Source organism: Actinocorallia aurea (genome assembly GCF_054783995.1).
In genome coordinates this window covers 77,563-101,815 of the sequence record NZ_BAAGPQ010000022.1, presented here as the reverse complement: position 1 = coordinate 101,815, position 24,253 = coordinate 77,563, and the positions used below count along the sequence as shown (strand labels likewise).

Here is a 24,253-nt window from a genome sequence, read left to right as displayed (position 1 = left end):
AGGATCATGGCGACACGGCTGGCCGACATCGCGGCTCAAGCAGGGGTCAGCGAGGCGACCGTGAGTCGTGTGCTCAACGGCAGACCCGGAGTGTCCTCCAGCACGCGGCAGGTGGTGCTGGAGGCGCTCGACGTCCTCGGGCACGACCGCCCGCCCCGGCTCCGCCAGCAGCGGGCCGGGCTGATCGGGCTGATCCTTCCCGAGCTGACCAACCCCGTCTTCCCGGTCTTCGCCCAGACCCTGGAGTCGGCGCTGGTCATGTCCGGGTACACCGCGGTGCTGTGCACCCAGACGCCCGGCGGGGTCCGCGAGGACGACTACACCGAGCTGCTGTTGGAACGTGACGTCGCCGGGATCATCGTGGTCAGCGGCATGCACGCCGACTCCACCTCCGACCTCGGCCGCTACAAGAGGCTCACCGACCAGGGCCTGCCCCTGGTCCTGGTCAACGGCTACCGCGAAGGGGTCGACGCCCCCTTCGTCTCCAACGACGACGTCGTGTCGATCGAGATGGCGGTGGAGCACCTCGTCTCCCTCGGCCATACCCGGATCGGGCTCGCCGTCGGGCAGTCCCGGTTCGTGCCGTCGATCCGCAAGTCGGAGGGGTTCGCGCGGTCCGTCAAGGCGCTCCTGGGCGAGACCGAACCCGAACGGCTGATCGCCACGTCGCTGTTCACCCTGGAGGGCGGGCAGGCCGCCGCGGCGCAGCTCCTCGACCTGGGCTGCACCGCGATCTGCTGCGGCAGCGACATCATGGCGATCGGCGCGATCCGGGCGGCCCGCCAGCGGGGCCTGCGCGTCCCCGGCGACCTGTCCGTCGTCGGCTTCGACGACTCACCGCTCATCCCCTACCTGGACCCGGCCCTCACCACGATCCGCCAGCCCGTCCGCGAGATGGCGATCGCCGCCGCGGGCCAGCTCCTGGAGGAGATCGGCGGCAACCGCGTCCCGCGCACCGAACTCCTCTACCGCCCCGAACTCGTGGTCCGCCGCTCCACGAGCCCCGCTCCGCGCATCTGAACGACAGGCCCCGCATCGAGCACCCTGCACGCCGCAGGCCGCCAGGCCGAGGACCAGTGATCGGGCGCCCCTGGGCTGCCCGTAGACCCCCAGGGCCGGAGGGCCAGCCCAGGGATCTCAAGCGCACGATCACGCGACGCCGGAGGCGGCGCCGAACTGTACCGAGCGCTTGGACAGGCCCATCCAGAAGCCGTCGATGGTGGAGCGTTGGGTGTCGAGTTCGTCGGCGGCGGCGCCGAGGGTGACGAACAGCGGGGCGAAGTGCTCGGTGCGGGGGTGGGCGATGCGGCCCGCCGGGGACTTGTGGAGGAAGTCCAGGAGGGCGTCCAGGTCGTGGTCGGCCAGGGCCTCGGCGCCCCAGGCGTCGAACTCCTTCGACCAGCCGGGGGCCTGGTCGACGGCCAGGCCGGGGTTCAGGCCGCGCAGGTTGTGCGTGAAGAAGCCGCTGCCGATGATCAGGACGCCCTCGTCGCGCAGCGGCGCGAGCTTGCGGCCGATCTCGAAGAGGCCCGCAGGATCCAGGGTCGGCATCGAGATCTGCAGCACGGGCACGTCGGCGTCCGGGTACATCTCGACGAGCGGCACGTACGCGCCGTGGTCCAGGCCCCGGTCGGGGACGTCCTGGGCGCCCTTGACGAGGGCCCGGATCCGGGCGGCGAGTTCCGGGGCGCCGGGCGCGCGGTACTGCACCTGGTAGTACTTCCGGTCGAAGCCGCCGAAGTCGTACACGAGCGGGATGGTGGTGGTCGCGCCGATCGCCAGGGGCGCGTCCTCCCAGTGCGCCGACACCATGAGCACGGCCTTCGGCCGCGGCAGCTCCGCCGACCAGGCCGCGAGCTGCCCCGGCCACAGCGGGTCGTCGGCCAGCGGCGGCGCACCGTGGCTCAGGTACAGCGTCGGCATCCTCGACGGCGTCTGCGCGGCGTTCATGGCTCTCCTACCCCGGAACTCAAGATTGAACGTTCAATTATTCAACCATGAACCAATGCCGGGTCGTCAATATTCCGACCCGCCGAGGCGACCTGAAGGCACAAAAAAGGCCCCGGTCGGTGCGACCGGGGCCGGGAGAAGCGGATCAGCGCCTGATCCGGACCCTGCGCTGGGCGCCGGGCCGCCGCACGGCGACGCGGCGCGGACGGGGCAGGGTGCGGCGGCGCGTCACGTGCGTGGCGACCGCGGCGCGCATCGTGTGGCGCAGCTTCAGCATGATCACCGGGATCAGGCACGCGGCGAACAGCTCCGAGGCCGCGGTGAAGCGCATTCCGGTGGTCCCGCCGGGCAGGTCCGCCGCCCAGGCGACGATCGAGAGCGCGCCGAAGGCCGCCCAGAGGACCATGACCCCGGCCAGGCCGCGGCTGGAGGGCTTGGGGAACGGCAGGCGGCTGACCGCGAGCAGGGCCACGCAGGCGATCGCGGCGAGCGCCATCGGCACCGGGGGCTCCAGCACGATGATCGAGACCACCGTGAAGGCGCACAGCGGCGCGGGCATGCCGCGGAAGATGCCCGGCTCGGGAGCCGCGGTGACGTACCGGGCCAGCCGGACGACGATCGCCAGGAAGAACCCGGCCGCCGCCACCATCGCGGGCATCGCCCAGTCGCCGTCGAACCCGACCCACGCCAGCGTCATCGCCGCGGGGACGAGGCCGAACGTGATCACGTCGGCGAGGTTGTCGAGGTGCGGACCGTAGGGGGTGCTGCGCCAGCGCCGGGCCATGCGCCCGTCGAAGAGGTCGCAGACCGCGCCGATCAGCATGAGCAGGACCGCGCCGGCGAACAGCCGGCTCTCGGTGCCCGAGGAGCTGCCCTGCACCATGATGCTGCGCAGAGCGGCGATGCCGCACAGGGCGTTGCCGAGCGTCAGGAAGTCCGCGGGCGACAGGCGCTCGCTCCCGGCCGGCTCGCAGCTCTCAGCCGCAGACAAGGTGCGTCTCACCGGCCCGGGTCTTCTGGCCGACGGTCACCGCGGGGACCATGCCGGCCGGGAGGTAGGTGTCGAAGCGCGATCCGAAGCGGATCAGGCCGAGACGCTCGCCCTGCTCCACGGACACGCCTTCCTCCAGGTAGGGCACGATGCGCCGGGCGACGGTGCCGGCGATCTGCACGCACTCGATCTCGCCGACCGCGGTGTCGAACCGCCAGACGACGCGCTCGTTGCGGTCGCTGTCCTTGTTGAAGGCCGGGACGTGCCCGCCCTCGATGTGGTCGACCGAGAGGATCTTGCCCGCGATCGGCGCCCGGTTGACGTGCACGTCCAGCGGGCTCATGAAGATCGCGACCCGGGTGCGGCCGTCGGGCCACGGGGTGATGCTCTGCACCACGCCGTCGGCGCCCGAGAGGAGCAGGCCCTCGCCGCTGCGCGGCGGGTCGCGGAAGAACCAGGTGAGGCCTGCGGCCGTCGCCGTGGCGGCGGCGGCGACGAGGCCGCGGTACCGTGACCGCCGGGTCAGCAGGACGGCGCCCGCCGCACCCACCAGTCCGGGAACCAGCCAGGGTCCGGCGCCGCGCGCGAGGGTGAGGGTCTCCGCCTCCGGCTCGTGGGGACCGGGCACTGTCTCTCTCAACTCCTAGGGCAGGGTGCAGCGTTCGAGCGAGCTTACTCAATGCGAGGCTCGTCACACCAACCGGCGGACTGGGAACCCACGGGTAAACGGCGTGATCTGTTCAACGTAGCGCGAAATTCCCGCGATCACCCGCATTCTCCTTACTTCTCCCGCCAAGCGGGATGAGGTGATTGACTCACCCGGTGATCGAACAGCTCTCCGCACTCGCCCGGGAAGCGGGCGGAACGGGCGAGTCGGCGGTGCTCTACGCCCGCGGCGACGTCCTGGTCGTCCGCGTCGGGGAGGTCGTGGCCAAGGCCCACAGGGCCCAGACGACGAATCTACCCGCCCGCGCCGCGGTGGCGACCGCCCGTCCCGAGCTTCTGCTCCCCCCGATCGAGGTGCCCGAGCCCGTCGCCGGGCGGACGGTGTCGGTCTGGCCCGCCGGAGAACCCGTCGACCCCGCCGATCCGATCGGCGCGCCGTGGGAGGAGGCCGGAAGGCTCCTGGCCCGCCTCCACGCGCTGCCCGTCCCGGCCGGACTGCCCCCGCAAGGCGCACCGCTGAGGGTGCGGGAGGTGATGACGCGAGCACTGCCGGAGTCCCCCGCCTCCCGGGCGATCCTGCGGGCCTACGCGACCCTGCCGGACGTCCTGGAGTCCTCCGGGCCCGTGCACGTCGTCCACGGCGACTTCCACCTCGGCCAGCTCGTGCGGTACCGCGGCGCCTGGCGGCTGATCGACATCGACGACCTGGGGCGGGGCGATCCCGTCTGGGACCTGGCCCGGCCGGCCGCCCTGTTCGCCGCCGGGGTGCTGCCCGCCGAGGTGTGGTCGCGGTTCCTGCACGCCTACCTCGGTGCGGGCGGCGTCGACCTCGGGCCCGACCCCTGGGCCAGGCTGGACATTCCCGCACAGGCTCTGGCGATCCAAACGGCCGCCCGCTGCGTCTCAAAGGCTGTGGATGAGGGGCGGCCGCTCAATGAGTACGAGACGACCCTTATCGACGCTTGTGACCGAATTAGCAGCTCACGTACCGGTTGATGGCGTAGGGTGCCCTCACAATCAGGCTGCGCAAAGACTCCTTGAGCGGTGAGAACCGCGAGGGAAAGGTGGCAGAACATGCTTCAGTGCCCGAAGTGCCGGGGCACGATGCGGACCTTCGACCGTAACGGGGTCCACATCGAACAGTGCGACATGTGCCGTGGCATCTTCCTCGACTACGGCGAGCTGGAGACCCTCGCGCGGATCGAGAGCCAGTGGCGCCAGTCGCCGCCCCCGCCCGTCGCGCAGCCCGGCTGGGGCCACCACGCCCCCCACCGGGGGCACCACCACGGCCCGAGCCTCTTCGGAATGCTCTTCTCGACCTGACCCGCGGCCGACGTCCGGGGCGCCCCCGCCCCCGGTCGGCCAAGGCTCCCGGAAGGGGCGGCGTGCACGGCGCGCCGCCCCTTCGGCGTCGAGGCGAACATCTCACCCGGCGGACGACATTTCACTTGCGTTGCCGCTAGTCTGCTGACTCCCCCCGGACAAGATCGGAGCCGACCCGCTGATGCGCAAGCCCCTGATCGGTGCCCTGGCCGTCGCCCTTCCGCTGTCGGCGCTGCTCGCCGCCCCCGCGGAGGCCGCCCCGAACGTGCGGATCACCTACGTTCGGTACGACGCCCAGGGCAAGGACACGAAGAAGAACGTCAACGGCGAGTACGTCGTCGTGACCAACAAGAGCGGCAAGAAGGTCAACCTGGCGGGCTGGACGCTCGGCCAGACGCCCCGGCTCGCCGACTCCAGGTACATCTTCTACTTCCCCGCCCGCAGCGTGTGGGTCCAGCCCGGCAAGAGCGTCACCATGCGCATGGGCGAGGGCAAGAAGACGGTGAAGTACGTCTACCAGGGCCTGCGCCGGCACACCTGGCCCAACACCAAGGGCGCCGCCTACCTCTTCGACCCCTCCAACGCCCGGGTCGACGGCTGCACCTGGAACAACGCGAAGTCCGACTTCAAGACGTGCTAGCGGGGCGCGGGGCCTTCGCGCCCCGCGGCCGCTCGATGTGGGACTCGATGCCGCGCAGCAGGAGGTCCAGCCCGAACTCCAGGCGCTCCGCGCCGGTGCCCGCGGCGATCTCCTCACGCAGCGACGTCAGCCGCGGGAAGGCCGCGGCGGGCAACCTCGACAGGTAGTCCTTCACACCGGTGAGGTACTCCTCGGTGCCAACGCCGCTCTCCTGCCTGCGCGCGAAGACCGCGGATTCCACCGCGTCCGCGTCGAGCATCAGCGCGAGCCTGTCGACCGACCAGGCCGCGATCTGCGGCGGCACGCCGGCCCGCACTAGGAGGTCGAGCAGGAACTCGGCGACCCTGAGCTGGTTGGGGCCGCCCGGAATGTTGCCCAGGGACACCAGCGCGATGTCGCGGTGCTCGGCGTAGACCCGCATGCAGTCGCGGACCACCTCGGCGACCTGCTCCTTCCAACGCTCCGGTTCGGGCTCCGCCGGAAGGCGGACCAGGCCGACGACGCGATCGAGCATGAGCTCCAGGAGCTCCTCCTTGCCCGAGACGTGCGCGTAGAGCGACGCCGGACCGGTGCCCAGCTCCTGCGCCACCTTGCGCATGCTCACCGCGTCGAGGCCCTCCCCGCCCAGAATGCGGATCCCCACGTCGACGATGAGGTTCAGATCGAGGCTCTGGCGAGGCTTCTTGCGCGGTCTGCGCCAAGGCGCATCAGGCATCTGGGACTCGATCGGGGACTCCGGCATGCCGCCATCGTACTTCCGGCGAACACCGTTCGCTTTGACGAACACCGTTTGACAGATGCTGCGCGACAGGCGTAGAACGGTGTTCGTCAGCACGAACGGTGTTCGCCAGCACGGTGTTCGTTCCGAGGAACGACGTTCGAAGGGTTGCCCCTATGCAGCACATCCGGCCCTACCGATGGCGGTGGATCGCGCTCTTCGTGATCCTCGCCGCCGAGGTGATGGACCTCCTCGACGCCCTTGTGACCGCCATCGCCGCCCCCTCCATCCGCGCCGATCTCGGCGGCGGCGAATCCACCGTCCAGTGGCTCGGTGCCGTCTACACCCTCGCCATGGCCGTCGGGCTCATCACCGGAGGGCGGCTCGGCGACATCTTCGGCCGCCGCCGCATGTTCCTGCTCGGCGCGGCGGGGTTCACCCTCGGCTCGCTGGCCTGCGGACTGGCCGCCGAGCCCGCCCAGCTCATCGCGGCGCGCGGCTTCCAGGGGCTCCTCGGCGCGATCATGCTGCCGCAGGGCCTGGCCTTCCTGAAGGAGGTCTTCGACGAGCGCGAGCAGGCCACCGCGTTCAGCCTGTTCGGCCCGGTCATGGGACTGTCCACGGTGGGCGGACCGATCCTCGCCGGCTGGCTGCTGGACGCCGATCTGTGGGGCACGGGCTGGCGCATGATCTTCCTGATCAACCTGCCGGTCGGCCTGTTCGCGGTCGTCGGCGCTCTGATGTTCCTGCCCGCCCACGCGGGCGAGCGCGCGGTGCGCCTCGACCTGCCCGGCGCGGCGCTCGCCGCGGCGGGCTCCGGACTCGTCATCTACCCGCTCGTGCAAGGGCGGGAGCAAGGCTGGCCCGCCTGGGCGTTCACCCTGATCGCGCTGTCGGTCGCCGTGTTCGGGGTCTTCGGATGGCACGAGGTGCGGCGCGGTCGGCGCGGCGGCGATCCCCTGGTGGAGCCGAGCCTGTTCCGCAAGCGAGGATTCTCCGGCGGCCTGGTGATGGGCCTCGCGTTCTTCTCCGCGATGACAGGCTTCTCCCTGACCTTCAGCCTCTACACCCAGCTCGGCCTGCACTACTCGCCGCTGAAGTCCGGCCTCACCGGGATCCCGCTGTCGCTCGGCATGGTCGCCGCATTCGGCACGGCGCAGGCCCTGCTGCGGTTCGGGCGCCGGATCATGCACGCCGGCATCGTCATCAGCGCCCTCGGCATCGGAGGCCTGCTGTTCACCATTCACCACGCCGTGCCGCTCGGCCCCTGGGACTTCGCCCCTGCCCTCGCGGTCTGCGGATTCGGCCTGGGACTGGTGATGGCTCCGTTCTTCGACACCGTCCTGGCCTCGGTCGAGCCGCACGAGACGGGCTCGGCGTCGGGCACCGTCACCTCGGTCCAGCAGCTCGGCGCCGCGCTCGGCACCGCGATCCTCGGCACCGTGTTCTTCGACAGCCTGCCCATCTCCGGGTACGCCGGGGCCGAGGACGCCACGATCGCGGCGCTGCTGGTGATGCTCGCCGTGGTCTTCGCCGCGGTCTTCCTGCTTCCCCGGCATGCCCGGCCGCAGGAGCCACAAGGCGTCGAGGCGGCTCCCGTGCCCGTTTGAAGCGGTGCGGGCCGGGGCTCAGGAGGCCGGGAGGGCGTTCGCGGCCACCACGGCGCGGTACCAGTGGGCGCTGTCCTTCCAGGTGCGCTGCTGGGTCTCGTAGTCGACGTGGATGATGCCGAAGCGCTTGGCGTAGCCGAAGGCCCACTCGAAGTTGTCGAGCAGGGACCAGAGGTGGTACCCGCGGACGTCGGCGCCCGCGTCGATCGCGTCGAGGACCGCGCCCAGGTGGGAGTGCAGGTAGGCGATCCTGCGGTCGTCGTGGACGGGCTCGGGGTAGGCGGCGCCGTTCTCGGTGACGACCAGCGGCAGGCCCGGGTTCTCGCGGGACAGGCGCAGCAGCAGCTCGGTCAGGCCGTTCGGAACGATCGACCAGCCCATGTCGGTGCGCTCGCCCGGGGCGGAGGAGAATTTGAGGTCCTCGCAGCCCGGCCACGACGGCTTGCCCTTGCCGCCCGGCTCCACGACCGTCACCGAGTAGTAGTTCACGCCGAGGAAGTCGATCGGCGCCCTGATGGCCGCCTCGTCGCCGTCCTTCACGAACGACCAGTCGGTGAGGTGGGCGGTGTCGGCGATCAGGCTCGCGGGATAACCCTCGGAAAGCAGAGGGCCCTCGAACACGCGGTTGGAGATCCCGTCGGCGCGGCGCACGGCGGCCTCGTCGGGGCCCCAGACGACGTGCGGATTGAGCGTGATGCCCTTGCGGCCCGGCAGCAGCGGGGCGGCGAGGCCGTGCGCGAGGTTCAGATGGTGGGCCGCCTCGAACGCGGCGTCGCGCAGGCCCGGGGCGTGCTCACCGGACCCGTAGCCGAGGAAGGCGGCGCACCACGGCTCGTTCAGCGTGATCCAGGTCTCGACCCTGTCGCCCAGGGCGTCGGCCACGAGCGCGCTGTACTCGGCGAACCTGTGCGCGGTGTCCCTGTTCAGCCAGCCCCCGCGCTCCTCCAGCGCGCGAGGCAGGTCCCAGTGGTAGAGCGTGACGGCCGGGGAGATCCCCCGCTCCAGAAGGAGGTCCACCAGGCGGGAGTAGAAGTCGAGGCCGCGTTGCTCGGGCCTGCCGTCGGGCAGCACCCGTGGCCAGGACACCGAGAACCGGTACGACCCGACGCCGAGGTCGGCCAGGTGACCGACGTCCTCGGCGTACCGGTGGTAGTGGTCGCACGCGCGCTCACCGGTGTCGCTACCCAGGATCGGACCGAACCCGTCCCAGATCGACGGCGCCCTGCCGTCCTCGGCGACGGCGCCCTCGATCTGGTAGGCGGCCGTCGCGGCCCCCCAGACGAAACCATCGGGAAAACGTCTCATCGAAGCCCTCCTGGGGTCTCGGCCGGAGCCGGCGTCCGGCCGCCGCCGTGCGCGGCCCGGCCCCGGCCGTCCGAAGTCGGAGATCGCATTATTCACGGCCGCCGACCTGCCACCGCGCCGACCCCGCCTCTGTCGGCACGCCCCGGCCGGGACGGGCCTGCCTCCCCGGTCGGGCACCCAGGTGCGGGATCTGCTGGGGAAGAGGGGGTGCTTGTCGGGTGCTTATCCGTCAGGGGCCGGGGGTGCGGGAGGGGTCAGCCGCGAACCAGGGACGCCACGCACTCGACGTGGCTGGTCTGCGGGAACAGGTCGAAGGCACGCAGAGTCTCCAGGGTCCAGCCGCGGGCCGAGAAGTACTTGAGGTCCCGGGCCAGGGTGGCGGGGTCGCAGGAGACGTAGGCGATCTTGCGGTTGGTGCGGCGCGCGATCTCGTCGACGACCTTCTCGCCGGCGCCCGCGCGGGGCGGGTCCAGCACGGTGATGTCGGCGCCGCGCACGCGGGAGCCGCCGCGGTGGCCCTGCACCGCGCCGCGCTTCGGCTGCGCCTTGCCCGGCTGCGGCCTGCCCTGCTTGGCCTGGGGCGCGGACGCGCCGAACTCCAGCAGCGGCAGGACCTCTTCGACCTTGCCCTGCTCGACGCTGACGTTCGCGAGATCCTTGAGGTTGAACTTGGCGTCCCGCACGGCCTGGCCGCCGGTCTCGACCGCGACGACGAGGCCGTCGCGGCCGACGCGCTCACCGAGGACCCCGGCGAACAGGCCGACGCCGCAGTACAGGTCGAGGGCGATCTCGCCCGGCCGGGGGTCCAGCGCCTCCATGACGGCCTTGACGAGGGTGTCGGCGGCGGCCGGGTGGACCTGCCAGAAACCGCTTCCGGTGACCTGCCAGAGGCGTCCGGCGGCCTCCTCGCGCACGAACGGCACGACGGGGCGGCGCACGCCCGGCTGCTGGCGGTCCTGGTGCCGCTGCGGCCGCTCCGGCTTGACGACCCGGACGGGCACGTCGAGCTGCGGCACCCGCGCGGGGCGCCCGCGCCGGCCCTTGGGCTCGGAGATCACCACGAGGCGGTCGCCCGTCCCGGCCGACACCACGCCCTCGACCCCGGACGCGCCGGGCCACATGTGCCGCTCGATGCCGATCATCTCCACGCCGGGGTGGGCGATCAGGCAGCGGTCGATGTACTCGAGCTCGTGCGAGCGGTGCTTGCGCAGGCCGACACCGCCGTCGGGGCCGACCGCGAACTGGACGCGGGTGCGCCAGCCGAGTCCGGGCGGGGCCGCGAGCGGCTCGCCGTCCTCGGTGTACAGGGCGGGGACGAGGACTTCCTCGACGTGGACGGGCCGGTCGATGCCCGCCAGGCGCAGCAGCTGCTCGGCGACGACCTCGCCCTTCAGCGCGCGCTGGGCGGGAAGGGAGGCGTGCTGCCAGTCGCAGCCGCCGCAGCGGCCGGGCCCGGCGAACTCGCAGGGGGCCTGCACGCGGTCGGGCGAGGGCTTGAGGATCTCCACCGCGTCGGCCCGCAGGAAGGTCTTGGTCTCCTCGGTCACCCGGGCGCGCACCAGCTCGCCCGGGAGGGCGTGCCGGACGAAGACGACCTTCCCGTCGTGCCGGGCGACGCAGAAGCCGCCATGCCCGACGTTGCCGACTTCGAGTTCGAGGAGATCCGTAGCAGTCACGTTCCGCGATTCTAGTCGGCCGCGACAGGTCCCCCCGCCGCTCCGCGTCCGCCCGCCGACCAGATCGGCCTAGATCTGCCCGAATCGACCCGGCCCGTTCCCGTGCCGACCCCCGAAACCCGACACCAGAGCCAGGCCCCTTGAGCCCGGCTCTTGATCCCGATCAGAGGCCGGTCGCGCGCCTCGGCTACTCGAGGTCGCCGCGCCGGACCGATCCGGGGGCGGGGCGTTCGACGCGGGTCTTGAGGCGGTCGGAGGAGTGGAGTTGCCAGGGGACGCTCGTGACCATGACGCCGGGCTGGAAGAGGAGGCGGCCCTTGAGGCGCAGGGCGCTCTGGTTGTGGAGGATGTGCTCCCACCAGTGGCCGACGACGTACTCGGGGATGTAGACGCAGACGACGTCGCGCGGCGATTTCCGGCGGACGTTCTTGACGTACTCCAGGACGGGCCGCGTGATCTCCCGGTAAGGCGAGTCCAGGACCTTGAGCGGAACCGGGAGGTCGAGGGCGTCCCATTCGTCGCGCAGCCGCTCGGCCTCGTCGGCGTCCACCGCGACGCTGACCGCCTCAAGGACGGACGGCCGGGTGGCCCGCGCGTAGGACAGGGCGCGCAGCGTCGGCTTGTGGATCTTGGAGACGAGCACGATCGCGTGGGTCCGGGACGGCAGCGCGTACTCGGCGTCGTCGAGTTCCAGCTCGCGCGAGACCCGGTCGTAGTGCGCCCGGATGCCGCGCATGAGCAGGAACAGCGCGGGCATCGCGATGCAGACGATCCAGGCCCCGTGGGTGAACTTGGTGATCAGCACGATCACCAGGACGGCTCCGGTGATGAGCAGGCCGACCGCGTTGATCATCCGCGAGGTCCGCATCTGCCGCCGGACGGTGCTGTCGGTCTCGGTGCGCAGCAGCCGGTTCCAGTGCCGGACCATGCCGGTCTGGCTGACGGTGAACGACACGAACACGCCGACGATGTAGAGCTGGATCAGCTTGGTGACGTCGGCCTTGAAGGCGTAGATGAGGAGGATCGCCGCGCCCGCGAGCATGATGATGCCGTTGCTGAAGGCGAGCCTGTCGCCCCGGGTGTGGAGCTGGCGGGGCAGGTACCGGTTCTGGGCGAGGACCGAGGCCAGCACGGGGAAGCCGTTGTAGGCGGTGTTGGCGGCCAGGACGAGGATCAGGGCCGTCATGACCGTCACGAAGACGTACATCGGCGGGAAGTTGCTGAAGACCGTCTCGGCGACCTGGGTGATCACGGTGTGCTGCCCGGCCGAGACGTCCTGGCCGGTCGCCGGGTCGACCAGGTGACTGCCGTGCAGGGGGTCGGCGTACTTGGCGTCGGTCACGTAGGCCAGGGCGGTCACCCCGGCGAACATGGTGGCGGCGACCACGCCGAGCATGAGCAGGGTCGTCGCCGCGTTCTGGCCCTTGGGCTTGCGGAAGGCCGGGACGCCGTTGCTGATCGCCTCGACGCCGGTGAGCGCGGCGCAGCCGGAGGCGAACGCGCGCAGCAGCAGGAAGATCATCGCGATGCCGGCGAGGTCCTCGCCCGCTCCCCTGACCTCCAGGTGGGCGGTCTCGGCCTCCAGATGCGTGCCGGCCGCGAGCCGGATGAAGCCCCAGGCCATCATGCTGAAGACGCCGAACATGAACAGGTAGGTCGGGATCGCGAAGGCGATGCCGGACTCTTTGAGGCCGCGCAGGTTCAGCACGGTGAGCAGCACCACGAACGCCACCGCGACGAACACCCTGTGCTCGCCGATCAGCGGGGTGAACGCGCCGAGGTTGTCGACCGCCGAGGAGATCGACACCGCGACCGTCAGGACGTAGTCGACGAGCAGGGCGCTGGCGACGACCAGGCCCCAGTTCCCGCCGAGGTTGGTGGTGGCGACCTCGAAGTCGCCGCCGCCGCTGGTGTAGGCCCGGACGTTCTGGCGGTAGGACGCGACGACGACGACCAGCAGGAGGACGACGGCGAGCCCGATCCACGGGGTGAACGCGTACCCGGCGAGGCCCGCGATCCCCAGGGTGATGAGGATCTCCTGCGGCGCGTAGGCCACGGAGGACAGGGCGTCGCTCGCGAAGACCGGGAGGGCGATGCGCTTGGGGAGGAGTTGGTGGTGCGCCTGCGTGCTGCGCAGGGCGCGCCCGAGCAAGACGCGCTTCAGTACGTCAGAGGCCTTCGACACAGCAGGCCACTCTAACGGCCGCTGTCCAGGGGTTCCGTGCGCCTCCCCCGGCCGGGACCGACGACCGGTTTCCACGCGCCCGCCAGAACCGCGCTTTGCGCGATCAGGGGGATACTGTCCCGTACAGCTCGCGTATCCAGCGTCTGGACCAACAACAGCGCCGGACCAAAGAACGGGACAGGTCGTGCATATCGTCATCATGGGATGCGGCAGGGTCGGCTCGACCCTGGCCCATATCCTGGAGGACAAGGGGCACTCGGTCGCGATCATCGACCAGAACCCCGAAGCCTTCCGCCGGCTGCGGGGCGGCTTCAAGGGCCGTCGGGTGATCGGCATGGGCTTCGATCGCGATGTGCTGGTCGAGGCGCAGATCGAGAAGGCGTCGGCGTTCGTGGCCGTCAGCAGCGGCGACAACTCCAACATCATCTCCGCCCGGGTCGCCCGCGAGACGTTCGGCGTCGAGAACGTCGTCGCCCGCATCTACGACTCCCGCCGCGCCGAGGTGTACCAGCGGCTCGGCATCCCGACGGTCGCGACCGTCCGGTGGACGGCCGAGCAGATGCTGCGGCGGCTCCTGCCCGACGGGGCGCTCCCGCTGTGGCGCGACCCGACGGGCGACGTCAAGCTCTCCGAGGTGCAGACCGACGTGGCGTGGATCGGCGCGCGGGTCAAGGACATGGAGCGGGCCGCCCCCGGGTGCCGGGTGGCGTTCCTGAACCGGCTGGGCGAGGCGGTCGTGCCGACCGGCGACACCGTGGTGCAGGACGGCGACGTCGTCCACGTGATGGCGCGCGCCGCGGACATGGACCAGATCACCGCGGCGCTGGCCAAACGGGTGCGGGAGGAAGACTGACATGCGGGTGGCTATCGCCGGGGCGGGCGCGGTGGGCCGGTCCATCGCCCAGGAACTGCTGGAGAACGGGCACGAGGTCCTCCTCATCGACAAGGACCCCAAGGCCATCAAGGTCGAGATGGTGCCGCGCGCGGAGTGGCTGCTGGCCGACGCGTGCGAGATCTCCTCGCTGGACGACGCGGCGCTGGAGCGCTGCCAGGTCGTGGTCGCCTCCAGCGGCGACGACAAGGTGAACCTCGTGGTGTCGCTGCTGGCCAAGACCGAGTACGGGGTGCCGCGGGTCGTCGCGCGCATCAACCACCCGAAGAACGAGTGGTTGTTCAACGACTCGTGGGGCGTGGACGTCGCGGTGTCGACGCCGCGTCTGCTGAGCGCGCTGGTGGAGGAGGCGGTGAGCGTCGGCGACCTCGTGCGCCTGATGACGTTCCGCCAGGGCGACGCGAACCTCGTCGAGCTGACCCTGCCGGAGGACGCGCCGCTGAACGGGCAGCGGGTCGGCGCGGTGCAGTGGCCGCGCGACACCGCGCTGGTGGCGATCCTGCGCGAGGGCCGGGTCCTCGTCCCGACCCCCGACGACACCCTGGAGGCGGGCGACGAGCTGATGTTCGTGGCCAGCCAGGACGTCGAGGACGAGCTGGGGGATCTCCTCAGCCGCCGCTAGCCGAAGACGGGAGAGCCCCGGTGCGCGTCGCGTACCGGGGCTTCTGTCTGCGGGCTCGGCCTATTCGCCGGTGTAGATGGCTTCCAGGGCTTCGACGTAGCGCAGGACGGCCACCTGGGCGACGGAGGAGTGGGCGCCGAGGGCGGGGGCGGGTTCGGCGCCCGCGTCGGCGGCGGCCTTCGCCAGTTCCTCGGGGTCGGCTTCCAGGACGAAGGGGGAGAACGCGATCCGCTGGGCGCCGTTGGCGCGCAGCGCCGCGGAGGCGGCGGCCAGCGCGGCGGGGTCGCCGAGGGGCGCGGCGACGACGGGCACGGCGAGCCGGGACGCGAGCAGCACCGAGGTGATCTCGGCGCTCTCGTCGGCGGCGCGGCAGCCGAGGACGACACCGTCGGCGGCGGTCACCATGCTCATCATGCGGATGCGGTCGGCGCGGGCGAGGCCCGCCTCGGCGAGACGCAGGTGCAGGGCCTCGGCGAGGAGCGGGTGCGGGCCGAGCGTCTCGGAGACGAGCACGGGCAGCGCGGACAGTCCGTCGCGCAGCGCCGCCTCGAAGGACGGGTCGGGGCCGAGCAGGAGCGGCACCACCACGGCGGCGGGGTCGCCGATCAGCTCACCGAGGCTCTCGTCGGCTCCGGCGTGCACCGGGATGCCGTGGTGGGCGGCCTCGATCAGGTCGGCCAGCTCGGACATGACCTCGTTGGACGCACCCGTCAGCACCACGGCGGGTGAGTCGGAGGGCAGAGTGAAGGAGCCGCCGCGGTGTCGTCCGCCGCGACGACCCGCACGGCGCCGGGTGGGCAACGAGTCGGGAGTCACATCGGGGAGTTCGGTCACGGGGCAAGGGTAGTCCCGTAACGTGCTGACTTTGTGCCATATGCACGGGGAAGCGCATTAGATCACCCCGTAGTAGGCTCCGCTTACCCCTCAGCGCCGTACCTTGAACCACCCCGCCGGAACCCACGGAGGACTGCCGGGCATGCGACGTTCCCGCAGCCAGCCGATCAGATCCGCGATCGTCTCGCTCATCGCCGTCCCCCTCACCACCCTCGTGCTGTTGTGGGCCTTCACCGCTTTCGGCTCGCTCGGCGACGGCATGCTGCTCGCCCGCGCGCAGTCCCTCGACGGACAGGTCGTGCGCCCCACGCAGACGCTCATCGCCGCGCTCCAGAACGAGCGCATGGCGTCCATGGCGTTCCTGTCGGGCGCGCAGGCGGGCGCGCGCGAGGACCTCGCCCTCCAGCGCCAGACCGTCGACGACGCCCGCGCGGTCTTCGAGAACCGCACCTCCGACCCGGGGACCCGCGACGGCATCGAGAGCGACATCCGCACCGCGATCGACACGTTCGGGCGCGACCTCGGCGGCCTCGACCTGCTGCGCAGCGTCGTCGACGGCGGCGCCCAGCGCAACCGGCCGCAGGTGCTCTCCTCGTTCGGCACCTACATCGACCACGGGTACTCCATTTACCGCGCGGTGTCGCCGCCCGACCACGACATCGCCGAGGACGTGTCGGCGCTGACGTCGCTCGGCATGGCCCGCGAGCAGCTCTCGCGGTTCGACGCGGTGGTGGCGGGCCGGCTGAGCGGCACGCTGTCGGCCTGGGACCGCAAGGAGGCCGCGCGGGCCGCGGGCGCGCGCGACCTGCTCTACACCGACACGCTGCCGCGACTGCGCCAGGCCGACCGCGACCGCTACACCGCGTTCCTCAACACCATCGAGTACAAGCGGCTCCTGCAGTTCGAGGACCGCATCACCCGCAGCGGCGGCGGGAACGTCGCGCAGGTCTCGTGGGACTCCAACGCCGAGGAGGTCCAGAGCGGCCTCCTCGACCTCGAACAGGAGATGCTCGGCGGCATCACCTCGCGCGCCGAGAAGGTCGCCATCGGCGTGCTGCTGGAGATCGGCGTCGCGGGCGGTCTCGGCCTCGGCGCGATCGTCGCCTCGATCATCATCGCCTGGCGGGTCTCGCGCCGGCTCATCCGCGAGAGCAGCGCCCTCGCCGACACCGTCGGGGACTTCACGCGCGACCAGCTCCCGGTCATGGCCGAGCTGGTGCGCAACGGCCAGCGGGTCGACAGCCAGCCGATCGAGCCCGGCGTGACGTTCAGCGTCACCGAGATCGAGCGCATCTTCCGGTCCTTCACCTCCGCGCGCACCGCGGTCCTGGAGGCCGCGCAGCACGAGGCGGCCACCATGGCCAACGTCCGCGAGGTGTTCGTCAACCTCGCGTCCCGCAACCAGGCGCTGCTGCACCGCCAGCTCTCGCTGCTGGACGAGATGGAGCGCGAGGCCGACGACTCCGCGCAGCTCGGCAGGCTGTTCCAGCTCGACCACCTGGCCACCCGCATGCGGCGGCACGCCGAGGGCCTGGTCATCCTCGCCGGGAAGGCGCCCGGGCGGGGCTGGCGCTCGCCCGTCCCCCTCGTCGACGTGGTGCGCGGCGCCGCGTCGGAGGTCGAGGACTACACGCGCGTCCGGGTGCTGCCCATGCCGCGCGCGGCGCTGGTCGGCCCCGCCGTCGCCGACACGATCCACCTGCTGGCCGACCTCATCGAGAACGCCGTCCAGTACTCGCCGCCCGACACCGCCATCGAGGTGTCCGGCCAGGGCGTCGCGGCCGGGTACGTCCTGGAGATCGAGGACCGCGGCCTGGGGCTGCCTTCGGAGGTCATCGAGCAGCTCAACGAGCGGCTGTCGGCGCCTCCGGAGTTCACCCTCTCCGACACGGCGCGGCTCGGCCTGTTCGTCGTCGGACGGCTCGCGAAGCGGCACGGGATCCGGGTGTCCCTGCGCGTCTCGCCTTACGGGGGGACTACCGCCGTGGTGTTCCTGCCGCGCGAACTGCTCGCCGCCGAGATCCCCGAGAGCGGCGCGGAGCCGTCGCCCGCGCTGCGCGCGGAGCGGGTGCTGACCGCCGCGGGCCGGAGCGGCCGACAGCGTCCCGCCCCGGTCGCGGTCGTACGGGACGAGCTCCCGGCGGGCCCGCCGGACGACGCCCTGCCGCTTTCCGGCCCGCCCGAGGATTCCTCCTCGGAGGCATCCTCGGAAAACGCTGCCGAAGGCGCCGGGGAAGGCGACCCGAACCTCGGACTGCACCTCGACCTGCCGCGGCGGCGGCGCAAGAACCGGGGCGCCGAACCCTCGGCCGAACCCGCCGCGTCCCCGAAGGCTGTCTCGACCCCGAAATCCGCGGCCCCCGCGGCCCCCACAGGTCTCGTCTCGGCGTCCGCCGGAACGGACGACGAACCGGCGGCGCCGGAGCCGCCGGAACGTTCGCCCGATAACCTCCGGTTGCGGATGTCCGCCATGCAGCGCGGCTGGGAACGCGGACGCGTCGAATCCGCCGCGTCCGGTGACGACCACCTATCGCATTCCGAGGAGCACTCATGACCGAACCCGGTGATCTCAACTGGTTGCTGAACAACCTGGTCGACAGCGTCGCGCAGGTGAAACAGGCGGTCGTCCTGTCGAGTGACGGACTCGTCGTGGGCGCCTCGCGGGGCCTGAAGCGCGACGACGCCGAGCACATGGCGGCGCTGGCCTCCGGCTTCCAGAGCCTCGCCCGCAGCACCGGCGAGCAGTTCCAGGGCGGCGCGGTCCGGCAGACCATCGTGGAGATGGACGACGCGTTCCTCTTCGTCACCTCCGCCGGGCAGGGCGCCTGCCTGGCGGTGCTCGCCGACTCCGCCGCCGACGTGGGTGTCATCGCCTACGAGATGGCGATGCTGGTGACACGCGTCGGCGTGCACCTGTCGGCCAAGCCCCGGACGGTGAGTCTTCCGTGACGGGGCACGAGTGGCTGGACGAGGAGGCCGGACCCATCGTCCGGGCCTTCTGGCTGACGGGTGGCCGGACCGAGTCCGGCAACCGGACCGATCTCGATCTCATGACACTCGTGGTGCGCTCCACCGAACCGGTGTACGGTTCGCTCCTTCTGTCCCCTGAACACGAGGCGATCCTCCAGCTCGCCCACCAACCGCTCACGGTCGCGGAACTGGCCTCCGCGCTCGACCTCGCCGTCGGCGTGGTGCGGGTGCTGCTCGGCGATCTGCTGAACGATCGCAGGATCACGGTGCGCGCCCCCTCGGCCGTCTCCCGGATCCCCACCACCAGAATCATCGAAGAGGTAATTCATGGACTCCAGGCCCTCTGAGGCCGAGCTCGCCGTCAAGATCCTGGTGGCGGGCGGGTTCGGCGCCGGTAAGACCACCATGGTCGCGTCGGTGAGCGAGATGCGCCCCCTGCGGACGGAGGAGCAGCTCACCGAGCGCAGTATCGGAGTCGACGACCTGGACGGCGTGGAGCGCAAGACCACCACCACGGTGGCGATGGACTTCGGCCGGATCACCCTGCGGACCGGACTGGTGCTCTACCTGTTCGGCACGCCGGGCCAGGACCGGTTCTGGTTCATGTGGGACGAGCTGGCCGAAGGCGCCCTCGGCGCGGTCGTCCTGGTCGACACCCGCCGCCTGGCCGACTGCTTCGCCTCGATCGACTACTTCGAGCGGCGCGGCCTGCCGTTCATCATCGCGGTCAACACCTTCGACGGGGCCAAGCCCTACACCGCCGACGACATCCGGATCGCGCTCGACCTCGACCCGGAGATCCCGGTCGTCAACTGCGACGCGCGCTCGCGCGAGTCGACCCGCCAGACGCTCATCAGCCTGATGGGGCACGTCATGACGGCGATGGCCCGGCGCTAGAGGTCCCGGTAACGCCAGAACGGCCGCCGTGCTGTTCCGGGACCGGTGGCCGGGCCGCTAGAGAGCCCGGCCTCGCCGGGGCGCCCGGCCACCGGTCCTGAGGGCGGCCGTTCGTCATTTCGGCGAGTCCCCAAGGCGGCTTACGGGCGGCCGCCCCGGCGCTCAGCGTCATTCTCCGGGCTTCTCCCCGGCCTTCCCTTCCCCGGTGCCCTCCAGATGCGCCGCGACGTCCTCGGCGCTCTCGTCGTCCGGGAGCGGCGTGCGCCCGCGGGCGAGCACCCAGACCATCGCCGCGAACGAGGCGACCTGGAGCGGCCAGCCCAGCGCGATCTTGGCGGTGGCCAGCCAGCCGACCATGCCCGCGAGGTAGAGCGGGTACTGCACGACGACCCGCAGGACGCACGGGAGCACCAGGAGCCAGGTCAGCTTCGCGCACAGCCGCACGATCGCGGGGTCGCGCCGCCAGGCCGTCGGGTCTCCGGTCACCGAGCCGATGATGAATCCGACGACGGGCCAGCGCGCGACGATCGAGCCGATGAGCACGACCGAGTAGACGGCGTTGTAGAGGATGCCGGGCAGGAACGCGTCCTCGGCCTTGCCGGTGCGCAGCGCGAAGACCGCCGCGATGCCGATGCCGACCAGGCTGTTGAACACGAACTGCACGGTGGTGCGCTGGAGCAGCCGGATCACCAGGAGCAGCACGGCGGAGCCGACGCCGAGCCCGACCGACAGCTTCACGTCATGGCTGATCAGCCACGCGACGGTGAACAGCACCGTCGGCACCGCGCCCTCGGCGATGCCCCGGCCTCCGCCGAGCGCCTTGGCGAGCTGGGTGCGGACCGCCGCCTCGACGGTCTGCCTGGCGTTCTCGTCCGCGTCCTTGGCCGCCTGCACGTCGGTCACGTAGATCCTCGGAGTTCGTAGCGGGGATTGAAGATGACCTTGCGTCCGTCCTGGAGGCTCACCAGACCTTCGGCGCTCAGCCTTCGGCCCGGCTCGATCCCGGCGATCCTGCGGCGGCCCAGCCAGACGAGGTTCACCACGTCGGATCCGTCGTAGAGCTCGGCCTCCAAGGCGGGGGCGCCGCCTCGCGGTCGCAATGTCACCGTCCGTAGCGTACCGGCGACATGCGCTCGGCGGCGCTCGGCGCAGGCGGCGATGGGTGTCGCCCCTTCTGCGCCCGTATCCTTCCGCAGCTCTTCCGCCTCCATCTCGGCCTTGCTCGACGCGAGTCGGCGGAGGAAGCCGCGCAGCCCGCTGGAGGGCGCTTCGTCCATATTCCAGAGGCTACGGCAAACCGGCCCTGGCCGGGGAACGCGTTGCGAGGAGCCATCCGCCGACGACGCACACGAGCACCGCGGCGAGACCCCCGAGGGCCGCCCCCGACAGCGCGGCGACGGTGCCCGCCTCGTCCTGGATCCGGCCCGCGAGCGCGGATCCGACCGAGACCCCTACCGTCATGAACGCGACGATCCAGGCGAACGCCTCGGTGACGGTGCCCTCCGGCGCCAGGCCCTCGACGAGACCGAAGACACAGGCCAGGGTCGGGGCGAGGAAGACCCCGGAAAGGTAGGCCAGCACCATCATCAGGGGAAGGCCAGGGGTGAGGAGCAGCAGCGCGTACCCGACGGTCAGGCCCGCGAGCAGGGGTGCGACGCGCTGCTCGGGGCGGCCCGGCCAGGTCCGCGCCCCGTAGACGAGCCCGCCGGTCAGGGCGCCGAGGGCGTTGACCGCCATCAGCCAGCCCGACGCCGCCTCGCGCCCGATGCCCTCGGCGTAGGCGACCACGCCGATGTTGAAGACGCCCAGGCTGAGGCCGATGAAGCCGAGGGACAGGCCGATCACGACGAGCCCCGGCGAGCGCAGCGCCCCCGCCCAGCTTCCCGAGGACGGCCGCCCCCGCCAGGCCCGCGAAGGGCCGGACAACGCCACGACGAGCGAGCCCGCCAGCCCGAGCAGCGCGCACGCGTAGAGGGGCGCGGAGTCGGAGACGAGCTTGGAGGCCACGACCAGCACCGGCCCGAAGGTGAACAGCAGTTCCTGCGCGGCGGCGTCCATCGCGTAGGCGGCGTGGACCTGGCCCGGTTCCTTGAGCACGTCGGGCCACAGGGCGCGCAGCCCCGGCTCCAGCGGCGGGGTGAACACCCCCGCGACGGAGACGGCCAGCAGCGCGACGGGCACCGAGCCGATCCCGGCCAACGCGAACGCGCCGAAGCCGACGCCGGCCAGCACCGCCCCGGCCAGCAGCACGCGCGGCTGGCCGAGCCGGTCCATCAGGCGGCCGAGGAGCGGCTGCCCGATTCCCGCGGCGATGCCGTGGACCGCGGCGAGCATGCCGCCGAGTGCGAGGCTGCCGCCTTCCGCCCGGGTGAACAGGACGATGGCCAGCACGCCCATCCCGTTCGGCAGCCGGCCCAGAAGGGTGCCGCCGAGAAGCCGGGCCGCGTACGGGGCCCGCAGCAACTCAAGATAGACGCGCATAATTCCTTATTCCCGTCAGTTATACGTATCACTAGAATCAGTGATACCTATGGGGGCGGCACCGACGGATCTACTCTAAGGGGCGTGATGCCAGCACACAGTCGGCCCACGAGCAAGGACGTCGCGGCCGCGGCCGGCGTCTCGCAGTCCACGGTCTCGATGGTGCTCAGCGGCAAATGGCCCGGCCGCGTCTCCGAGGCCACCGCCCAGAACGTCCGCGAGGCCGCCCAGCGGCTCGGTTACCGGCCCAACCCCGCGGCCCGCAACCTGCGGCTCGGCCGCACCCGGACGATCATGCTGGTCGTCCCGGCGATCACCGCGCCGTTCTTCGCCGCCGTCTACACCGGCGCCGCCAAGGTCGCCGTGGAGAACGGGTTCAGCCTCGTCGTGTTCCCCTGGCCCCTGGAGGCCGACGGGCCGTTCAGCGGCCCGCAGGAGGCCATCGACGGCATGATGGCGTCGTCCATGGGCGAGAACTCCCTGGCGGGCATGCGCCGCCCGGTCCCCCTCGTCATGGTCGACAGCGACCCCGAAGGGCCCGCGCCGACCGTCAACTTCGACGTCGCCGGGGCGATCGGCGACATCGTCGGCCATCTGCGCGGCCTCGGCCACACCCGGATCGGCCACCTGGCCGCCGACATCAACGTGTGGACGTTCCGCAGCCGCGCGCTGGAGCTGGCCGGGCGGGTGCCGGAACTCGTCACCGGACGGGCCGCGATCAGCATCGCCGCGGGATTCGAGACCGCCCTGCGGATGCTCTCGGCCCCCGACCGGCCCACCGCCCTCGTCTGCGACGACGACACCCTCGCGGCCGGCGCCCACAAGGCGGCCCGCCACCTGGGCCTCGACGTCCCGGGCGACGTCTCGATCACCGGCTTCGACGACCTCTACCTCGCCGAGGCCCTGGAGCTGACGACCGTCCGGCTGCCCGCCGAGCGCATGGGCGAACTCGCCATGACCCACCTCATGGACGTCCTCGAAGGCCGCCCCTCCGAACCGGCGACCCTTCCCGCGCACCTGGTGATCCGCCGCTCCACCGGAAACCCGCGCACGGCCTGACCCATACGACGAGGGCGCGTCCGGAGTTCCGGACGCGCCCTCGTCATGTGCGTCTCAGCGGGTCTCGGTGATGTGGACGCCCGGGGTGAACGGGTCGAAGTCGTCGTCCTCGTCCTCGTCCTCGTCGTCCTCGGCCGCCTGCTGGCCCATGGCGTTCTGGGCCTCGGCGGGCAGGTTCAGGGCGAGCGCGTCGCGCGGGGGCATCGGCTCGTCGCCGCGGACCACGACGATCTCGCTGAGCACCGCGCCGAGCGGCTGGAAGGCCTCGTCGCTCTCCACCGCCTCGCCGGCGACGAGCGCGCGCAGGAACCAGCGCGGGCCGTCGACGCCGAGGAAACGCAGGGGCTGCCAGGCGAAGCCCTGGTCGATGACCTCCTGCGGGATCTGGGCGCGGACCTCGTCGGGCATCTGCTCCAGCATCTCGGCAGTGAGCTGCGCCGGGACGAGCGCCCGGATCTCGGTGCCGAACGGGCCGTCGCCCTCCTGCACCTGGGCGTTCGCGTTCTCGGTCAGCTCCTGGGTGAGCTCCTTGCGCAGGTCGTCCCAGAGGCCGGAGCGCTTGGGGGCCGCGAAGACCTGGAGCTGCATGCTGCTCTGGCCCGCGATCACCGTGATCGCGACGATCCGGCCGTTGACCGGGTTGCCCTGCGCGTCGAACTCGTTCGGCTCCAGGTTGACCTGGATCTCCAGGCCGGGGCCGATCGGGACCTGGAGGGAGCCGAAGTCGAGCCGCTCCAGCTCCGTCGGCGTGTCCTCGACCGCGTCCCAGGGGCCCGTCGAGCGGTCCGGCGCGGTCTCCTCGGCCGGTGCGGCCTCGGCGGGCTGCGCCGAAGACGCCTTGTCCTGACGGCGACGTCCGAAAGCCACTTTCCCTACTCCTTCGATTAGATGCGCGCTAGGAGTGCGCTCGCTGAGCGTATCCGCCTGTGGAGCCGAAACCACCTGCACCACGGGCCGATCCGGGCAGATCGGCGACTTCCACGAAATCGGCCCGTTCCACCTTCTGGATGACGAGCTGGGCGATCCGGTCGCCGCGCGCGAGGCGGACGGTGCCCTGCCCGTCGGTGTTCAGCAGCGTCACCTTGATCTCGCCCCGATAGCCGGCGTCGACCGTGCCCGGAGCGTTGACGATCGTGACACCCAGGGTAGCCGCCAGACCGGAACGCGGATGGACAAAAGCGGCAAAGCCATTCGGGAGGGCGATCGCCAGCCCGGTGGGCACCAGCCGCCGCTCCCCCGGCTCCAGGACGACGTCCTCGGCCGCGTACAGGTCCGCGCCCGCGTCGCCGGGATGGGCGTAGGACGGCGCCGGAAGCTCCGGATCGAGCCGCTTGATCAGCACCTCGACGTCACCGCGCACAGCGCGCCTCCCCTGCGGCATGAGCCCCGCGTTCCACCCGTCGTCCTCCTTAGGCAGGTCCAGGCTGGAAACCC

At 71.6% G+C, this 24,253-nt stretch carries 25 protein-coding genes and 1 pseudogene; 13 read left to right on the top strand and 13 right to left on the bottom strand.

Annotated features, from left to right (window positions below; translation table 11 throughout):
- The first annotated feature begins 6 nt into the window (after positions 1-6).
- Complete coding sequence (locus ACYVOM_RS26085; protein WP_460306135.1) at positions 7-1,020, top strand: LacI family DNA-binding transcriptional regulator; 1,014 nt, start codon at positions 7-9, stop codon at positions 1,018-1,020.
- Positions 1,021-1,149: 129 nt separating this feature from the next.
- Here ACYVOM_RS26085 and ACYVOM_RS26080 read toward each other — a convergent pair whose 3' ends face one another.
- The 3 genes from ACYVOM_RS26080 to ACYVOM_RS26070 form a co-directional block, all read right to left on the bottom strand.
- On the bottom strand, positions 1,150-1,950 hold the full coding sequence (locus ACYVOM_RS26080; protein ID WP_460306134.1) for a dioxygenase family protein: 801 nt from the start codon (positions 1,948-1,950) through the stop codon (positions 1,150-1,152).
- Positions 1,951-2,095: 145 nt separating this feature from the next.
- On the bottom strand, positions 2,096-2,941 hold the full coding sequence (locus ACYVOM_RS26075; RefSeq protein WP_460306133.1) for a CDP-alcohol phosphatidyltransferase family protein: 846 nt from the start codon (positions 2,939-2,941) through the stop codon (positions 2,096-2,098).
- Positions 2,928-3,581 carry a phosphatidylserine decarboxylase gene (locus tag ACYVOM_RS26070; RefSeq protein ID WP_460306132.1) on the bottom strand — a complete coding sequence of 218 codons (654 nt, stop codon included), beginning with the start codon at positions 3,579-3,581 and terminating at the stop codon, positions 2,928-2,930. Before ACYVOM_RS26070 ends, ACYVOM_RS26075 begins: the two co-directional genes overlap by 14 nt.
- A gap of 182 nt (positions 3,582-3,763) precedes the next feature.
- Between ACYVOM_RS26070 and ACYVOM_RS26065 the strand changes: the two genes are divergently transcribed.
- The 4 genes and pseudogenes from ACYVOM_RS26065 to ACYVOM_RS26050 all read left to right on the top strand — a co-directional run bounded on the left by ACYVOM_RS26065 (position 3,764) and on the right by ACYVOM_RS26050 (position 5,570).
- Positions 3,764-4,603, top strand: coding sequence for a phosphotransferase family protein (locus ACYVOM_RS26065; protein ID WP_460306131.1), 840 nt, complete (start codon positions 3,764-3,766; stop codon positions 4,601-4,603).
- A gap of 78 nt (positions 4,604-4,681) precedes the next feature.
- A pseudogene (locus tag ACYVOM_RS26060) lies at positions 4,682-4,750 on the top strand (zf-TFIIB domain-containing protein); the annotation flags it as partial.
- 6 nt (positions 4,751-4,756) lie between these two features.
- Entirely contained in the window at positions 4,757-4,930 is a 174-nt protein-coding gene (locus tag ACYVOM_RS26055) for a TFIIB-type zinc ribbon-containing protein (RefSeq protein WP_460306174.1), read from the top strand.
- Positions 4,931-5,111: 181 nt separating this feature from the next.
- Positions 5,112-5,570, top strand: coding sequence for a lamin tail domain-containing protein (locus ACYVOM_RS26050; protein ID WP_460306130.1), 459 nt, complete (start codon positions 5,112-5,114; stop codon positions 5,568-5,570).
- On the opposite strand, the gene ACYVOM_RS26045 is transcribed toward ACYVOM_RS26050, so the two are convergent.
- Positions 5,557-6,312 (bottom strand): TetR/AcrR family transcriptional regulator, encoded by a 756-nt coding sequence (locus ACYVOM_RS26045; protein WP_460306129.1) that lies wholly within the window; start codon positions 6,310-6,312, stop codon positions 5,557-5,559. The genes ACYVOM_RS26050 and ACYVOM_RS26045 overlap by 14 nt on opposite strands.
- A gap of 152 nt (positions 6,313-6,464) precedes the next feature.
- On the opposite strand from ACYVOM_RS26045, the gene ACYVOM_RS26040 reads away from it, so the two are divergent.
- Positions 6,465-7,898 carry an MFS transporter gene (locus ACYVOM_RS26040; RefSeq protein ID WP_460306128.1) on the top strand — a complete coding sequence of 478 codons (1,434 nt, stop codon included), beginning with the start codon at positions 6,465-6,467 and terminating at the stop codon, positions 7,896-7,898.
- 18 nt (positions 7,899-7,916) lie between these two features.
- Here ACYVOM_RS26040 and ACYVOM_RS26035 read toward each other — a convergent pair whose 3' ends face one another.
- The 3 genes from ACYVOM_RS26035 to ACYVOM_RS26025 form a co-directional block, all read right to left on the bottom strand.
- Positions 7,917-9,203 (bottom strand): GH1 family beta-glucosidase, encoded by a 1,287-nt coding sequence (locus tag ACYVOM_RS26035; RefSeq protein ID WP_460306127.1) that lies wholly within the window; start codon positions 9,201-9,203, stop codon positions 7,917-7,919.
- A gap of 254 nt (positions 9,204-9,457) precedes the next feature.
- Positions 9,458-10,879: a class I SAM-dependent RNA methyltransferase gene (locus ACYVOM_RS26030; RefSeq protein WP_460306126.1), complete on the bottom strand. Its 1,422-nt coding sequence runs from the start codon at positions 10,877-10,879 to the stop codon at positions 9,458-9,460.
- A 187-nt stretch (positions 10,880-11,066) separates the two neighbouring features.
- On the bottom strand, positions 11,067-13,064 hold the full coding sequence (locus ACYVOM_RS26025) for an APC family permease (protein WP_460306125.1): 1,998 nt from the start codon (positions 13,062-13,064) through the stop codon (positions 11,067-11,069).
- 184 nt (positions 13,065-13,248) lie between these two features.
- Here ACYVOM_RS26025 and ACYVOM_RS26020 point away from each other — a divergent pair, with 184 nt between their 5' ends.
- Complete coding sequence (locus tag ACYVOM_RS26020; RefSeq protein ID WP_460306124.1) at positions 13,249-13,917, top strand: potassium channel family protein; 669 nt, start codon at positions 13,249-13,251, stop codon at positions 13,915-13,917.
- Position 13,918: 1 nt separating this feature from the next.
- Complete coding sequence (locus tag ACYVOM_RS26015; RefSeq protein ID WP_460306123.1) at positions 13,919-14,578, top strand: potassium channel family protein; 660 nt, start codon at positions 13,919-13,921, stop codon at positions 14,576-14,578.
- A gap of 60 nt (positions 14,579-14,638) precedes the next feature.
- Here the strand turns inward: ACYVOM_RS26015 and ACYVOM_RS26010 are convergent, their stop codons facing one another.
- Positions 14,639-15,412, bottom strand: coding sequence for a sirohydrochlorin chelatase (locus ACYVOM_RS26010; protein ID WP_460306122.1), 774 nt, complete (start codon positions 15,410-15,412; stop codon positions 14,639-14,641).
- Positions 15,413-15,554: 142 nt separating this feature from the next.
- Here ACYVOM_RS26010 and ACYVOM_RS26005 point away from each other — a divergent pair, with 142 nt between their 5' ends.
- The 4 genes from ACYVOM_RS26005 to ACYVOM_RS25990 are packed head-to-tail and all read left to right on the top strand — an operon-like array spanning position 15,555 to position 19,279.
- Complete coding sequence (locus ACYVOM_RS26005) at positions 15,555-17,966, top strand: sensor histidine kinase (protein ID WP_460306121.1); 2,412 nt, start codon at positions 15,555-15,557, stop codon at positions 17,964-17,966.
- Positions 17,963-18,361, top strand: coding sequence for a roadblock/LC7 domain-containing protein (locus tag ACYVOM_RS26000; RefSeq protein WP_460306120.1), 399 nt, complete (start codon positions 17,963-17,965; stop codon positions 18,359-18,361). Before ACYVOM_RS26005 ends, ACYVOM_RS26000 begins: the two co-directional genes overlap by 4 nt.
- Entirely contained in the window at positions 18,358-18,729 is a 372-nt protein-coding gene (locus ACYVOM_RS25995) for a DUF742 domain-containing protein (RefSeq protein ID WP_460306119.1), read from the top strand. Before ACYVOM_RS26000 ends, ACYVOM_RS25995 begins: the two co-directional genes overlap by 4 nt.
- The gene (locus tag ACYVOM_RS25990; RefSeq protein ID WP_460306118.1) at positions 18,710-19,279 is read left to right on the top strand and encodes a GTP-binding protein; all 570 of its coding nucleotides are present in this window, start codon (positions 18,710-18,712) and stop codon (positions 19,277-19,279) included. Before ACYVOM_RS25995 ends, ACYVOM_RS25990 begins: the two co-directional genes overlap by 20 nt.
- Positions 19,280-19,447: 168 nt before the next feature.
- On the opposite strand, the gene ACYVOM_RS25985 is transcribed toward ACYVOM_RS25990, so the two are convergent.
- The 3 genes from ACYVOM_RS25985 to ACYVOM_RS25975 form a co-directional block, all read right to left on the bottom strand.
- Entirely contained in the window at positions 19,448-20,182 is a 735-nt protein-coding gene (locus tag ACYVOM_RS25985; protein WP_460306117.1) for a DUF3159 domain-containing protein, read from the bottom strand.
- Positions 20,179-20,385 (bottom strand): OB-fold nucleic acid binding domain-containing protein, encoded by a 207-nt coding sequence (locus tag ACYVOM_RS25980; protein WP_460306116.1) that lies wholly within the window; start codon positions 20,383-20,385, stop codon positions 20,179-20,181. Before ACYVOM_RS25980 ends, ACYVOM_RS25985 begins: the two co-directional genes overlap by 4 nt.
- A gap of 181 nt (positions 20,386-20,566) precedes the next feature.
- Positions 20,567-21,760: an MFS transporter gene (locus tag ACYVOM_RS25975; RefSeq protein WP_460306115.1), complete on the bottom strand. Its 1,194-nt coding sequence runs from the start codon at positions 21,758-21,760 to the stop codon at positions 20,567-20,569.
- 87 nt (positions 21,761-21,847) lie between these two features.
- Between ACYVOM_RS25975 and ACYVOM_RS25970 the strand changes: the two genes are divergently transcribed.
- A complete protein-coding gene (locus ACYVOM_RS25970; RefSeq protein WP_460306114.1) occupies positions 21,848-22,819 on the top strand; it encodes a LacI family DNA-binding transcriptional regulator in 972 nt (323 codons plus the stop codon).
- 54 nt (positions 22,820-22,873) lie between these two features.
- Here ACYVOM_RS25970 and ACYVOM_RS25965 read toward each other — a convergent pair whose 3' ends face one another.
- Positions 22,874-23,686, bottom strand: coding sequence for a DUF3710 domain-containing protein (locus ACYVOM_RS25965; protein WP_460306113.1), 813 nt, complete (start codon positions 23,684-23,686; stop codon positions 22,874-22,876).
- A gap of 28 nt (positions 23,687-23,714) precedes the next feature.
- Positions 23,715-24,200 (bottom strand): dUTP diphosphatase, encoded by a 486-nt coding sequence (dut, locus tag ACYVOM_RS25960; RefSeq protein WP_460306112.1) that lies wholly within the window; start codon positions 24,198-24,200, stop codon positions 23,715-23,717.
- Positions 24,201-24,253 lie beyond the last annotated feature (53 nt).

Bases quoted from the DNA above. Each gene is read 5' to 3' on its own strand.
- ACYVOM_RS26085 (WP_460306135.1), top strand. From the start codon at position 7: ATGGCGACACGGCTGGCCGACATCGCGGCTCAAGCAGGGGTCAGCGAG.
- ACYVOM_RS26080 (WP_460306134.1), bottom strand. From the start codon at position 1,950: ATGAACGCCGCGCAGACGCCGTCGAGGATGCCGACGCTGTACCTGAGC.
- ACYVOM_RS26055 (WP_460306174.1), top strand. From the start codon at position 4,757: ATGTGCCGTGGCATCTTCCTCGACTACGGCGAGCTGGAGACCCTCGCG.
- ACYVOM_RS26050 (WP_460306130.1), top strand. From the start codon at position 5,112: ATGCGCAAGCCCCTGATCGGTGCCCTGGCCGTCGCCCTTCCGCTGTCG.
- ACYVOM_RS26045 (WP_460306129.1), bottom strand. From the start codon at position 6,312: ATGCCGGAGTCCCCGATCGAGTCCCAGATGCCTGATGCGCCTTGGCGC.
- ACYVOM_RS26040 (WP_460306128.1), top strand. From the start codon at position 6,465: ATGCAGCACATCCGGCCCTACCGATGGCGGTGGATCGCGCTCTTCGTG.
- ACYVOM_RS26035 (WP_460306127.1), bottom strand. From the start codon at position 9,203: ATGAGACGTTTTCCCGATGGTTTCGTCTGGGGGGCCGCGACGGCCGCC.
- ACYVOM_RS26015 (WP_460306123.1), top strand. From the start codon at position 13,919: ATGCGGGTGGCTATCGCCGGGGCGGGCGCGGTGGGCCGGTCCATCGCC.
- ACYVOM_RS26005 (WP_460306121.1), top strand. From the start codon at position 15,555: ATGCGACGTTCCCGCAGCCAGCCGATCAGATCCGCGATCGTCTCGCTC.
- ACYVOM_RS26000 (WP_460306120.1), top strand. From the start codon at position 17,963: ATGACCGAACCCGGTGATCTCAACTGGTTGCTGAACAACCTGGTCGAC.
- ACYVOM_RS25990 (WP_460306118.1), top strand. From the start codon at position 18,710: ATGGACTCCAGGCCCTCTGAGGCCGAGCTCGCCGTCAAGATCCTGGTG.
- ACYVOM_RS25975 (WP_460306115.1), bottom strand. From the start codon at position 21,760: ATGCGCGTCTATCTTGAGTTGCTGCGGGCCCCGTACGCGGCCCGGCTT.
- ACYVOM_RS25970 (WP_460306114.1), top strand. From the start codon at position 21,848: ATGCCAGCACACAGTCGGCCCACGAGCAAGGACGTCGCGGCCGCGGCC.
- dut (WP_460306112.1), bottom strand. From the start codon at position 24,200: ATGCCGCAGGGGAGGCGCGCTGTGCGCGGTGACGTCGAGGTGCTGATC.